Origin of the sequence: Nocardioides islandensis, from assembly GCF_015352455.1 — a bacterium.
In the GTDB taxonomy this organism is placed as follows: Bacteria; Actinomycetota; Actinomycetes; order Propionibacteriales; family Nocardioidaceae; genus Nocardioides; species Nocardioides islandensis.
Genome location: NZ_JADKPN010000005.1, coordinates 210942 through 224170, shown reverse-complemented (window position 1 = coordinate 224170; position 13229 = coordinate 210942). Strand labels below are relative to the sequence as shown.

At 72.9% G+C, this 13229-nt stretch carries 11 protein-coding genes; 4 read left to right on the top strand and 7 right to left on the bottom strand.

Features of this window, described 5'->3' with window-relative positions:
• Positions 1-12 precede the first annotated feature (12 nt).
• The 4 genes from ISU07_RS11170 to ISU07_RS11155 form a co-directional block, all read right to left on the bottom strand.
• Complete coding sequence (locus ISU07_RS11170) at positions 13-648, bottom strand: hypothetical protein (RefSeq protein ID WP_194706861.1); 636 nt, start codon at positions 646-648, stop codon at positions 13-15.
• Between the two features lie 116 nt (positions 649-764).
• Positions 765-2039: a PEP/pyruvate-binding domain-containing protein gene (locus ISU07_RS11165; RefSeq protein ID WP_194706860.1), complete on the bottom strand. Its 1275-nt coding sequence runs from the start codon at positions 2037-2039 to the stop codon at positions 765-767.
• A complete protein-coding gene (locus tag ISU07_RS11160; protein ID WP_194706859.1) occupies positions 2036-3670 on the bottom strand; it encodes a PEP-utilizing enzyme in 1635 nt (544 codons plus the stop codon). Before ISU07_RS11160 ends, ISU07_RS11165 begins: the two co-directional genes overlap by 4 nt.
• Before the next feature lie 28 nt (positions 3671-3698).
• Entirely contained in the window at positions 3699-4619 is a 921-nt protein-coding gene (locus ISU07_RS11155; protein WP_194706858.1) for a DMT family transporter, read from the bottom strand.
• Between the two features lie 77 nt (positions 4620-4696).
• Between ISU07_RS11155 and ISU07_RS11150 the strand changes: the two genes are divergently transcribed.
• Positions 4697-5602 carry a LysR family transcriptional regulator gene (locus ISU07_RS11150; RefSeq protein WP_194706857.1) on the top strand — a complete coding sequence of 302 codons (906 nt, stop codon included), beginning with the start codon at positions 4697-4699 and terminating at the stop codon, positions 5600-5602.
• 30 nt (positions 5603-5632) lie between these two features.
• Entirely contained in the window at positions 5633-6487 is an 855-nt protein-coding gene (locus ISU07_RS11145) for an alpha/beta fold hydrolase (RefSeq protein ID WP_194706856.1), read from the top strand.
• A gap of 3 nt (positions 6488-6490) precedes the next feature.
• Here ISU07_RS11145 and ISU07_RS11140 read toward each other — a convergent pair whose 3' ends face one another.
• A complete protein-coding gene (locus tag ISU07_RS11140) occupies positions 6491-7429 on the bottom strand; it encodes a phosphodiesterase (protein ID WP_194706855.1) in 939 nt (312 codons plus the stop codon).
• Between the two features lie 167 nt (positions 7430-7596).
• Here ISU07_RS11140 and ISU07_RS11135 point away from each other — a divergent pair, with 167 nt between their 5' ends.
• Together ISU07_RS11135 and malQ are read left to right on the top strand one after the other, a co-directional pair.
• Positions 7597-8940, top strand: a complete 1344-nt coding sequence (locus ISU07_RS11135) for an MFS transporter (protein WP_194706854.1) — start codon at positions 7597-7599, stop codon at positions 8938-8940.
• A 10-nt stretch (positions 8941-8950) separates the two neighbouring features.
• On the top strand, positions 8951-11113 hold the full coding sequence (gene malQ / locus ISU07_RS11130) for a 4-alpha-glucanotransferase (protein WP_194706853.1): 2163 nt from the start codon (positions 8951-8953) through the stop codon (positions 11111-11113).
• Positions 11114-11169: 56 nt separating this feature from the next.
• On the opposite strand, the gene fahA is transcribed toward malQ, so the two are convergent.
• Positions 11170-12360 (bottom strand): fumarylacetoacetase, encoded by a 1191-nt coding sequence (gene fahA, locus ISU07_RS11125; RefSeq protein WP_194706852.1) that lies wholly within the window; start codon positions 12358-12360, stop codon positions 11170-11172.
• Positions 12357-13214, bottom strand: a complete 858-nt coding sequence (locus tag ISU07_RS11120) for a hypothetical protein (protein WP_194706851.1) — start codon at positions 13212-13214, stop codon at positions 12357-12359. The genes fahA and ISU07_RS11120 overlap by 4 nt, the downstream gene beginning before the upstream one ends.
• Between the last annotated feature and the right edge of the window lie 15 nt (positions 13215-13229).

The window sequence follows — 13229 nt, the reverse complement described above, 5'->3', positions numbered from 1 at the left end:
ACCGCGGACGCGTCACTCCGCGAGTGGGGCGAGCGGTTCTCTCCTCGGCTCGACGACGATGTCGCGCGGGAAGCGCCGGAACGCCGGGAACTGGTCCTGGTGGCTCGAGAAGCGGTTGGTCTCCGCGTCGTAGTGGTAGATCGAGGCAACGAAGCCCGCCCACCTGAGGTGCGTCACGTCTCCCAGGCAGGCTCGTGAGAACAGGACGGCGACCACGTCCGCGGCGTAGTCGACCCGATGCTCCATCCGGGGGCAGCTGATCTTGGTCTTGCGTCCCCACTCGAAGAACCTGACGGAGTACAGAGACATCTTCTGCACGGGCCGCGCCGGGTTCTTGCCCAGGTACCAGCTGAGCTTGAACTCGGGCCAACGGTCACCGTCGGTGTCCAGGTAGATCCTCACGATGTCCGTCTGGTTCTTGACGAAGTCACGGCCGAACACGCGTACGCGGTAACGGCCGTCGACCATTGTGTCGAGCTGGGTGCCGGTCACGTCCACGATGCGCCGGCCGTCGTACGTGGCGTCCTCGTAGCTCCAGGACGTGACGGCGTCTCGCGCGACGGGGTCCGCGACGCCGGCGGGTGGAGCAGCGGGAGTCAGCGACGCCGCGACGACCCCGAGAGAGAACAGCCCCATCAGCAGTCCCATGAGAGCCTCCCCCGCCGACCATGAGCACCTGGTCGTCGACGCTACGCCGGTCACCGGACCCGGTCCAGGTCCCAGCCGCTCGCCGGCGCAGCACCGCCGCGCCCGCCGGTGGCCGTCTAGGTCGTGCCCTCGGGCGGAGTGTGCGTCTCGCCGGCCTGTCTCAGCATGCCGGCCAGGGTCTGCAGCAGCGTCCAGGCCATGGTCGGGCTGCGCTGCACGAGCGGCTGGAAGTCCCAGAGCGTGATGCCCTGGCAGACGAGCTCATCGTCGGCGGTGACGGTTGCGGTCCGGGCGCGCCCGTCGATGAGGGCGATCTCGCCGAAGTGATCTCCGGCCCCGAGCGTGCGCCGGAAGGCGCCACCCACGGTCACCGTCGCGGTGCCCGACTCGATCAGGTAGAACGCCGCCGCGTCGGCACCCTCCTTGGTCACCGTCTCACCGGGTGCGAACGTGCGCTGGGTGAAGAGCCGGGCCACGGCGTCGCGGTCCGCCTCGGCGAGACCGGACAGCAGCGGCACACGCTCCAGGGACTCGACCAGCTCCCCGGGCGGCTTGAAGGACGCGGGCGCCGCCGCGCCCGCCGATGTCGTGAGTGCGCGGCATTGCAGGAGGTAGAGCTGTCCGCCCGCGAACGCCCACTCGATGTCGCGCTCCGGGCCGTAGACCCGCTCGCAGTCGGCGGCCAGGTCGGACAGGGCCCGCAGCTGGACGTCGCTGAGGCACAGCGACTCCACCAGCTCGGGTGCGACGTCCTCGTCCACGGTGCCGCCGTCCGGTGAGGAGCGGATGGCGAAGCTCTTGAGTCCGGCACGGGCCGCGAGCACCTCGCCGCTGCGGTCCACCCGGAAGGAGTCGGGGATGACCCGGCCGGAGACGACCGCCTCGCCTAGGCCCCAGCTCGCCTCGATCATGCGCTCGTCCGCGCCGGTGATCGGGTTGCGCGTGAACATCACCCCGGCGGAGTCGGGCTGGAGCAGCGACTGCACCACCACCCCGACGCTCGGCCTCGCGAACACGCCCAGCCGCTTGCGGTAGGTGATGGCCGAGTCGGAGTTCGCCGACCACCACACCTCCCGGACCGCGCCCTCGACGTCGGCGGCCGACGGCACGTTCAGGACGGTGATGTGCTGGCCCGCGAAGCTGGCCCCGGCGCTGTCCTCGCCGACGGCGGACGACCGTACGGCGAGAGGTGCCGGCAGATCGCGGACGGCCTCGAGCAGGGCGGTCGTGCTCGCGGGCTCGCCGGACGCGATCGAGTCGACCAAGGGCCCCGGGAGGGCCACACCCGGCGGGACCGGGAGCCCGGCGCGCAGGGCGTCTCCCAGGCCCACGGCCTTCGCGCCGTACAGCTCCTCGGTGTCCGCCTCGACCAGCGGCACGATGCCGCTCACGCGAGGACCGTCACCGTGCCCTCGTCGCCGTCCACGCGCACCCGGGCGCCGTCCTCGATCCGCGCGGTGGCGTCCCGCGTGCCCACGACGCCGGGGATGCCGTACTCGCGCGAGACGATCGCCGCGTGCGACAAGGCCCCGCCGCTGTCGGTGATGATCGCGCTGAGCAGCGGCAGCAGGATGTTGAAGGCCTCGGTGGTCGCCTCCGTGAGCAGCACGTCGCCCTGCTGGATGCGGTCGAAGTCGCTGGGACCCGCGACGCGGCGCACGGTCCCCTCGCGCGAACCGGAGCTGGCGCCGAGGCCGCGGATCACCGTCTCGTCGTGAGCGACCTCGGAGACCCCGAACATCTCGCCCATGGCGGTCCCCAACGCCGCCATCAGCCGCGCCATCGGCGGCGGGAGCGCCGAGGCGTCCGGCATCGGCGGCGGGTCGTCGCCGATGTGGGTCGGCGCCTCCTTCGCGGTGTGCGCCTTGTGGAAGGCGTACCGCGTGGCCAGCTCGTCGGCGGTCGGCGACGCCGCCCCCTGGACCAGCGCGCACATCTCGTCGATGTCCGCGAAGACGATGTGCTCGGGATCGTGGAGGCGGCCGCTCGCCGCGAGCCGACGGCCCGCGGCGAGCGCCGCGCGACGCATCAGGCCGGACGCCCAGATGTCGGAGTAGACGCCGCGCTCGTCGCGGACGCTGTAGCCGACGCGAGCATCGGCGAGCAGCTCGTCGTACTCCTCGCGGTGCTCCTCGGGGACGTGGCTGCGGACGTCGGCGATCTCCGCCTCGACGTCCGAGACGGCCCCCGCCTCGTCGATGGCGGAGCGGATGGCGCGCAGGAGGACGTCGGGCATCTCGAGCGCGTAGTGGTTGGAGATGTCGAACCCGTCGAGCAGCCGGAAGCCGGCGAAGTCGAGGTAGGCGTCCAGCGCCCGGCCCGTCTCGGTGGGTTCCCGGCGCAGCCGCTCGAGCAGGGCTCCGGGCTCCTCGTCGGCGTCGAGGGCCTCGCGCGCGGCCGGGTCGGCACGGTACGCCGCGACCAGCGCGGCGTGCTGCGGCGACCCGCCGCCGGAGATGAGGGAGGCGCCCCGCATCAGGCCCAGCAGCTTCACCGTCGGCAGCCCGGTCCACTGTGCGGCGTGGACGAGGAAGTCGCTCGGCGGGATGACCGCGGTGCCGGTGAACGCCATGTGCTGCCGGATCATCGCGGCGTGGTGGGCGCGGCACCGGCGCAGGTAGTCCACGAGCTCCTCGTCGCTCAACCCGTCCGGGTCGATGTCCTGGATCTCGTGGTGGGCGAGGACGGACGCCGGCTTGCGCACGTCGTGCCACTCGGCGGCCTGCTCGCGCCACAGCTTGCGGTCGAACACCTCGCCGGCGCGCGCCACGCGGTCGGGGAAGGACTCCGGCGGGACCGGACGCATCTGCCCGTAGCAGAACCCGCTGACGTAGGCGGTCACCCTGGTCTGGAAGGGGGCACCGTAGAACGTCATCATGTCGCCGTAGCCGAGGCTGAACGGCTCCGGGTGCATCTCGGCCCAGTACGCCGTGACGGGCCGCGGGAAGTGCACCGGGTCGAGGTCCCACGGACCGGGGCCTGGTGGCTCGAAGACGAGTTGCGGCTGGGTCATGGTGTCCATCGAGGCCCCTTCTCGACGCGAGAGAACCTCAGTCTGGGGTCGCGGGCATGCCGGCACAAGAGCCCGGGACCGCGACGACCATCCTCCGCCCCGACTCCCGCCGGGGCCACAGGACCACGAGCACAGCCGCGAGCACGAGCGCGCCGCCGAGCAGCTGGGTCTGCGACAGCGACTCCCCGAACACCGCCGCCGCCGAGGCGACGGTGACGACCGGTTCGAGCACGGACAGGATCGAGGCGACCGACGGGCCGACGCGCGCGAGGCCCGCGAAGAACAGCAGGATCGAGGCGACCGTGCTGACCAGCGCGACGGCGACCAGCCAGCCCCAGGCGACGGCGCCGAAGTCGAGCGACGGGCCGCCGCGCACGAGCGAGGCGACCAAGTACGTCGTGAACGCACCGCAGCAGACCAGGGTCGTGAGCGGGACCGGCGGCACGCCGGCGACGACGCGGTCGCCGACCAGGATGTAGACCGTGTAGACGACGCCCGCGGTCAGGCCGAGGGTCACGCCGAGCCAGTCGAAGCGGTGGCCGGCCGCGGCGCTGAGCACCAGCAGGATGCCGAACAGCGCGAGGCACAGGGCCGAGGCGCGGCGGGCCGACCAGTGCTCCCGGCGCAGCAGCACCGCGCCGACCATGACCAGCACGGGATAGACGTACAGCAGCAGCGTGAGCAGGGAGGCGTCGATGCGGTCGAGCGCGGCGAAGTACGCCGCGGACTGGGCGGCGTACCCGACCGCGCCCATCAGGAACGCGGCGGCCGCCGTCCGACGCGGAAGCCCGCCGAGACCGCCGCGCCGGCGCACGATCGCCAGCATCACCAGCGCCGCCAGCCCGAACCGCACCAGCAGCAGGTCGCCCAGGCCGACGCCCTCGTCGTACGCGAGCTTGCCGAACACCGCCATCAGCCCGAAGCCGACGGCGGACAGCAAGCAGAGGACGGCGCCCACGAGACCAGCCTGACCGAACCATACCGTGAAGGTCCATCGCGAGAAACTGCACAGAACCGTGAAGGTATGCTGAAACGGTGCTGGACCTCCACCGCCTCCGCCTGCTGCGCGAGCTCGAGGCGCGCGGCACGGTCAGCGCGGTGGCGCAGGCGCTCGGGTACACCACCAGCGCCGTCTCGCAGCAGCTCCAGGTCCTCGAGCGCGAGGCCGGAGCCGGCCTGCTGCGGCGCGTCGGCCGCAACGTCCAGCTCACCGACGCCGGCCGGGTCCTGGCGGGGCACGCACGGACGCTGCTCGACGGCGCCGAGGCGGCCGAGGCCGAGGTGGCCCAGGTCGCGGCCGGACGGGTCGCCGGCACGGTCCGCGTCTCGTCGTTCCAGTCGGCGTTCCTGCGCATCGTCGCTCCCGCGGTCCGTGCCCTCGCCGACAGCCACCCCCAGGTCCGAGTCGAGGCGAGCGAGCTCGAGGTCGAGCAGGGTGTGCCCGGCCTGCGGCTCCAGCACCTCGACGTCGTCGTGGGGGACGAGTACGACGACCAGCCGCGGCCCGTCCACCGCGACCTGGCTCGCACCGACCTCGTGCGCGAGCGCGTGCGCATCGTGATGCCCGAGGACCACCCGCTCGCCCGCCGCCGCAAGGTGCCGCTCGCGGCCCTCGCCGAGCAGCCGTGGGCCGCGTGCCAGCCGGGCACCGGCCACCGGGAGATGCAGATCCGTACCTGCCGGCAGCTCGGCGGCTTCGAACCGGACCTCCGCTACGCCTCCGACGACTTCCTGATCCTGCTCGAGCTGGTGCGCACGACCGGTGCCTGTGCGCTGCTGCCGGACCTGGTCCTCGGGTACGACGCCCCGGGCGTGGTCGTGCGCGACGCTGCCGAGGGCACGATCGGTCGCACGGTCTACCTGCTCACCCGTACCTCTCGCACGCCGGCGGTCGAGGCCGTCACGACGGCGCTGCGCGACCAGGCCGGCCACACCCGATGAGTTCGCCGCCGAGCGCGGGTCGGACCGGTCATGGCTGAGCAGCTCGTGGACCTGGGCGACGTCACGCTGTGCGTGGAGAGCTTCGGCGACGAGGCGGCGACCACCCTGTTGCTGATCTCGGGCGCGTGCGAGTCGATGGACGGGTGGGACACGTCGTGGTGCGAGGAGCTCGCCGCGGGCGGTCGCCGGGTGGTGCGGTACGACCACCGCGACACCGGTCGGTCGACCGCGAGTCCGCCTGGTCGGCCGACGTACACGACGCAGGACCTCGCGGGCGACCCCCTGAGGATCCTCGACGCACTGGGCGTGCCGCAGGCCCACCTGGTGGGGCTCTCGATGGGCGGCGGCATCTCGCAGGAGCTGGCGGCCCGTCACCCCGGACGAGTCGCCAGCGTGACGCTGATCGCGACGAGCCCTGCCGGCGCGCGGGCCGACCGGTCAGCGCTGCCGGGTCCCGAGCCTCGGATCGCGCGCACGTTCGAGGACCCCGACCCGGAGCCGGACTGGGGCGACCGCGATGCCGTGATGACCTACCTGGTCGAGGCGTACCGGCCCTACGCCGGCTCCCTGGGCTTCGACGAGGACGCGACGCGGCGGATGCTCGAGGTGGTCCTGGACCGGACGACCGACCTCCAGGCCGCGAACACCAACCACTGGCTGCTCGACGGCGGCCCCTCCGAGTTCGCGATGGCCGACATCGGCGCGCCCGCGTTGGTCCTGCACGGGACCGACGACCCGATGTTCCCGTTCCCGCACGGAGAGGCGCTGGCCCGCGAGATCCCCGACGCCAGGCTGGAGCCGATGGTGGGCATGGGCCACGAACGCCCGCCGGCCGCACTGCGGGGACGGGCCACCGAGCTGATCTTGCGCCACACCTCGGGCTAGGGCTCAAGCGCCGACGAGCGGGTCCTCCTGGCCGCGGTTGAACTCGGAGTCCTTGCGCGAGAACGTCTCCCGGCGCTCCTCGAACGACATCGCCTCGACGATGGGCACCACGTCGGACCCGAACCCGCTGATCTCGGCCGAGTCGTGGGTCGGGACGACGGAGGTGACGATCGTGTCGTCGTACACGTGCAGCACGTTGACCGACTGGTCGGTGTCGACGGCGGAGATGAAGCGCTGGTCCGGCGCGATGTCGCTGATGTAGCAGGTCGCCGAGGCGACCGAGACCGGGATGCCGGCGAAGGTGCCGTACGACGAGTAGTGGAAGTGCCCGCCCAGGATCATCCGCACGTCGGTGCCGGCCAGCGCTGTCGCCAGCCGGTCCTGCCCGTCGAGCTCGATGATCGCCGCGGCCGGGAGCATCGGGATCGCGATCGGCGGGTGGTGCATCGCCAGGATCGTGCCGAGCGGTGCGGGCTCGGCCAGGACCGAGGCCAGCCAGTCGTGCTGCTCGTCGGTGATCTCGCCGTGGTGGTAGTTCGGCACCGAGGTGTCGAGCGCGACGATGCGCAGCCCGTCCACCTCGTACACGCGGTCCATCACGTCGGCGGTCGGGTCGGCGCCGAACAGCGACCGGGCGTACGCCGTCCGGTCGTCGTGGTTGCCCATGCACCAGACGACCTGCGCGCCCATCGCCGCCGCGGCCGGTTCGATCATCGACCGGAGCTGGGCGTAGGCCTCGGGCTCGCCGCGGTCGGCGAGGTCGCCGGTCAGCACGATCGCCTGCGGGACCGGGTCGATCCGCCTCAACCGGTCGAGCGCCATCTGCAGGTGCTGGACGGTGTCGACCACGCCGTACTGCAGCTTCCCGCCCGCGAGCAGGTGGGTGTCGCTGATGTGCGCGATCGTGTGGCTGGGGTGTGGGTACTGGCCGAGGGGCTGCACGGGAGGAAGCGTAGACACCCCTCGTGGTGGTCGAGGAAGGACCCGAGTCCTCCGCTGGTCGAGGAGGGACGACGTCCCGTCACGAGACCGAGGACCCCTCACCAGGTCTCGTGACGGGCGCCAGGGCGCCCTCCTCGACCGGCGGGCGGGTGCGGGACGATGACGGCGTGAGTCCCCGGCAGGTGCACAACATCGGGCGCCGCCGGGCGTGGGCCGTCTGGGCGGTCGCGCTGTCGGTCTACGTGCTCGCGGTCTTCCACCGCAGCTCGCTGGGGGTCGCGGGGCTGCTGGCCGCGGACCGGTTCGGGATCTCGGCGACCGAGCTGGCGGCGTTCACGGTGCTCCAGCTGCTCGTGTACGCCGGCATGCAGGTACCCGTCGGGGTCGCGCTGGACCGCTTCGGGTCGCGCCGGCTGATCGTCACCGGCCTGGCGCTGATGACCGTCGGCCAGCTGGCCTTCGCGTTCGTGGAGTCGTTCCCCGCGGCGCTGCTCGCGCGCGCCGTCATCGGCGCGGGCGACGCGATGATCTTCACCTCCGTGCTCCGCCTGGTGACGGCCTGGTTCCTGGTGCGACAGGCGCCGGTGGTCACCCAGCTCACCGGCCAGGTGGGCCAGCTGGGCGCGATCGCCGCGGCCGGCCCGCTGTCGTACGCCCTCCACGCCTGGGGCTGGACGCCGGCCTTCGCCGCGGCTTCCTCGATCGGCGTGGTGCTGATGGTCGTGGTGGTGCTGGTCCTGAAGGACTCGCCGTACGTCTCCGACGGCGTCGTCCGGATCAAGCTCGTCGCGCTGGCCCGGTCGCTGCGCGCCGTGTGGGGCAACCCGGGCACCCGTCTCGGGCTGTGGTCGCACTTCGTGTCGCAGTTCTCGGTGACGGTCTTCTCCCTGCTGTGGGGGTTCCCCTTCCTCGTGCGAGGCGAGGGGCTCTCCACCGGACAGGCGTCCACCCTGCTGATGGCGATGACCGGCTGGGTGGTGGTCAGCGGCCTCGTGCTGGGCTGGCTGGTCACCCGTCTCCCCTTCTACCGCTCGGTGATCGTGCTGTGCGTGGTGGCGACCATGGCCCTGTTGTGGGGAGTGGTGCTGGTGAGGGACACGCCCGCTCCGATGTGGCTCCTCGTGCTGCTCGTGTTCGCGATGGCGTCGGGCGGCCCCGCGTCGATGGTTGGCTTCGACCTCGCGCGGAGCTTCACCCCGGTCGAGGTCAGCGGGCGCGCCAACGGATTGGTCAACATCGGCGGCTTCTCCGCCTCGCTGCTGACCATGGGGCTGGTCGGCCTGGTGCTCGACCTGCGCGAGCCGGCCGGTGGGACGGCGTACGACCTCGGCGACTTCCGCGTGGCCATGTGCGTGCAGTACCTGTTCTGGGGCATCGGCGCCTTCCAGGTCGTCCGCTACCGCCGCAAGGCGCTCGACCACCTGGCCCGCGTGCACCCCGGCGCGATCGAGCAGCTCCGGCGCGGCGAGACCTTCGTGCACCCGGGCATCGGGGAGCGCGAAGGCGTCTAACCTGGCGACCATGCCGAACGCCGACCAGCAGGAGGCGCACGAGCAGCTCGTGCGCGACCTCGCGGCGGCGTACGGCGTGGCCACCGACTACTGGGACTGGCAGGGCCGGCACGTGGTCGTCGAGACGGCCACCATGGTGGCCGTCCTGGCGGCGCTCGACGTCGACGCCGCCACCGAGGGGAGCGCCCGGCAGGCCGCCGCGACCCAGCAGGACGCGGCCTGGGCACGGATGCTGCCGCCGGTCCTGGTCACCCGGCAGGGCTGGCAGCCGACGTTCGACGTGCACGTGCCCGAGGGCTCGCCCGTCGACCTGTGGATCGAGCTGGAGACCGGCGAGCACCGTGGCGGCGTCGAGCAGCGCGAGAACTGGAACCCCCCGCGCACCGTCGCTCACGAGCAGGTCGGGGAGGCGACGTTCCAGTTGCCCGGCGACCTGCCGCTCGGCTACCACTGGGTGCATGCGCGGACCACTGCGCAGGGCGGTGACCGGCTCGCGCGGATGAGCCTGGTCGTCACCCCGCACTGGGTCGGTACGCCGGCGCGGCTCGGCGACCAGCCGCGGTGGGGACTGGCCACCCAGCTCTACAGCGTCCGCTCGCCCGGCTCGTGGGGCACCGGCGACCTGGCCGACCTGGCCGACCTCGGGAGCTGGGCCGCTGTCGCGCACGGCGCCGACTACGTGCTGGTCAACCCGCTGCACGCCGCGGAGCCGACGGCGCCGATGGAGCCCTCGCCGTACCTCCCGACCTCGCGTCGCTTCGTCAACCCGCTGTACCTGCGGCCCGAGCTCATCCCCGAGCACGCGGCCCTGGGTCCCAGCGACCGCGCGGCCCTCCGGGCGTTCCAGGAGAAGGCCGGCGACCCCGTCGGCGAGCGGATCGACCGCGACACCGCCTGGACGGCCAAGCGCGAAGCGCTGCGCCGGGTGTACGCCGCCCCGCGCACGCCCGGGCGACAGTGGGCCTTCGACGGCTACTGCCGGCGCGAGGGACGCGGTCTCGAGGACTACGCCACCTGGGCCGCGATCGCCGAGGTGCACGGATCGGACTCCCTCGGCTGGCCGACGGAGCTCAAGCACCCCGACCTGCCGGCCGTCCGGGCCTTCCGAGCCGAGCACGCCGAGGCGGTCGACTTCCACCGCTGGCTCCAGTGGGTGCTCGACGAGCAGCTGGCCGGCACCCAGCTCGGCCTGCGTCGCGCCGGCATGGGCCTCGGCATCATGACCGACCTCGCCGTCGGCGTGCACGGGAGCGGCGCGGACGCGTGGTCGCTCCAGGAGACGTACGCCGCGGGCGTCACCGTCGGCGCCCCGCCCGACCCCTACAACCAACAGGGCCAGGACTGGAACCAGCCGCCGTGGCGGCCGGACCGGCTGGCGGAGGCGGCGTACGACCCGTTCCGCCGGATGGTCGCCGCCGCGCTGCGCAACGCCGGCGGCCTGCGCGTCGACCACGTCATCGGGCTGTTCCGCCTCTGGTGGATCCCGAAGGGCGCGGGCCCGACGGCGGGCACCTACGTGCGCTACGACCACGAGGCGATGATCGGCATCCTCGCGCTCGAGGCGCACCGCGCGGACGCCGTGGTCGTCGGCGAGGACCTGGGGACCGTGGAGCCGTGGGTCCGCAGCTACCTCGCGGACCGCGGCATCCTCGGCACCTCGATCCTGTGGTTCGAGATGGACCACGACCATGGCGGCGGTCCCCTTCCCGCCGAGCGCTGGCGCGAGTGGTGCCTGGCCTCGGTGACCACCCACGACCTGCCGCCGACGGCTGGGTACCTCGCGGGCGACCACGTGCACCTCCGCGACTCCCTCGGCCTGCTCACCCGCCCGGTCGAGGAGGAGCTGGCCGTCGACTCCCTCGAGCGCGAGGCCTGGTTGGGCGAGCTGCGCCGCGTCGGCCTGCTCAGCGACGACGGCGCCCAGGTGCAGGGCATCGTCGAGGCGCTGCACGCCTACCTCACCCGAACGCCGTCCCGCCTGCGCTGTCTGGCCCTCACCGACGCCGTCGGCGACCGCCGCGCCCAGAACCAACCCGGCACCATCGACGAGTACCCCAACTGGCGCGTCCCCCTCAGCGGCCCCGACGGCCGCCCCATCCTGCTGGACGACGTCTTCACCAGCGAGCGGGCCGCCCGGCTCTGCGCCGTCACCGCTGGTCGAGGAGGGACGTAGTCCCGTCGCGAGACCTCGTCATCAGGCGCCAGCGCGCCTTCCTCGACCAGCGGTGATCAGCGCGCGGGCTCGATCCGTCCTCTCACCTCGCCGAGCGCGATGCGCCCGCCGCCGGTGCCCGGAGCGGTGTACCTGAGCACGACCTCGTCGCCGTCCTCGAGGAACGTGCGGCCGTCGCCGAACGGCTCCGTACCTCCCCAGCTGAGCTCCAGGAACGACCCCCGCTGCTCGGGAGCCGGCCCGCTGATGGTGCCCGAGGCGAACAGGTCGCCCGGCCGGATGCTCGCGCCGTTGACGGTGAGGTGAGCCAGCATCTGGGCCGGCGACCAGTACATGGCCGAGTACGGCGGGCGGCTGACGACCTCGCCGTTGAGGACGACCTCCACGTCGATGTCCAGGCCGCTGGTGTCGCCGGGGGCGAGGTACGGCAGGGGCTCCGGCTCCTGACCGGGCAGGTCGACCCACGCGTGGTGGAACGCCGCCAGCGGCGTGACCCACGCCGAGACCGTCGTGGCGAAGGACTTGCCGAGGAACGGGCCGAGCGGGACGTACTCCCAGGCCTGGATGTCGCGCGCCGACCAGTCGTTGAGGCCGACGACACCGAAGACGTGGTCGGCGAACGCGTCCGCGGTGACCGAGTCGCCCAGCGTCGTGCCGGTCCCGACCACGAAGCCCAGCTCGGCCTCGATGTCGAGGCGCGTGCTCGGCCCGAACTCGGGCCCGTCGTCGCCCTTCCGCTGTCCGGAGGGTCGGACCACCGGCGTCCCGGAGGGCACGACCGTGCCGCCGCGGCCGTGGTACCCGACGGGCAGGTGCCGCCAGTTCGGCAGCAGGGGCTCGGCGTCCGGGCGGAAGATCCGGCCGACGTTCGAGGCGTGGTCGAGCGAGGCGTAGAAGTCGACGTAGTCGCCGACCGCGAACGGCATCCGCAGCTCCACCTCGTCGAGTGGCACGAGGTTGGGCTCGACCAGGTCCCGCTCGGTCTCGTCGCTGACCAGGCCCACCAGCCACGTGCGGACCGAGTCCCAGACCGGCCGGCCCTGCGCGAGGAACTCGTTGAGCGTCGGCTCCCCGAAGACAGCGTGCACGTCGAGCATCTCCGCCGCCGCGATCGGCGCGAGGTCGAGCACGAAGTCGCCGATGCGGACGCCCACCCGTGGCTCCTCGCCCTCCCGCACGAACACGCCGTACGGCAGGTTGTCGGCGTCGTACGCCGACCCCGCGGCGCCCTCGACCCAGCTGCTCATGCCTGCTCCTCCCCATGTCCCGGGTCGACCAAGCCCAGACCGACCAGGTCGTCGAGCGGCTCCTGGACGCTGCACGACCCGAACGAGACGAACCACCGCCGGGCGCCGGCCAGGTCCGAGGTGCGGGCGAGAGCGACCAGGTCGTTGGGGTAGTGGTCGGCCAGCAGCGTCGCGACCTCGCTCGTGGTCGCGCCGTCGAACGCCTGCCGTGTCGCCAGCAGGACGTTGAGGAACCCGTGGTGCGGGAAGCCCGTCTCGTGGTCCCGGTGGGCGATCGCGTGGTGCAGCCCGGCCGTGCACTTGAACGGCGTCTCGCGGTCCAGCGCGGCGTCGATCCAGCCGGCCAGTGTCTCCGGGGTCGGGAACTTCTCCGCCTCCAGCCCGCCGGTCCGGAGCTTCAGGCGGTGCTCGCCCTCGGCCACCACGTCGGCCGCCGCGAGCCAGGACGCCGTCGGCTCCGACTGCGGCAGCTCGACGTACACCGGCGTCTCCTCCCCGAGCACGCCCTCGCCGCGCGCGGCGTCCACGGCCGCGGTGACGCGCCGGGCGTTGCCGGCCAGGTCGTCGGGGTCGCGCAGCGCGATCTCCAGACCCGCGACGGGCAGGTCGTGCCTGGCGGCCAGCTTCAGCGCACCGGCGATCGCGCCCGCGCCGCCGGTCACCACGACCGACACCGGGACGCGCTCGGTCACCGACGGCAGGGCCACGTCGGTGACGACGAACGACCCGACGAGGTCGGCGTACCAGGCGTCCTGACGGCCGACGTACGCCGCCAACGCCTCGGGCAGCGGTGCGTCGCCGGGTGGGAACACCGCGGCGTCGTCGACCAGGCCTCGGAAGGGTTCCGGCAGCATCCCCTCACCCTAGTG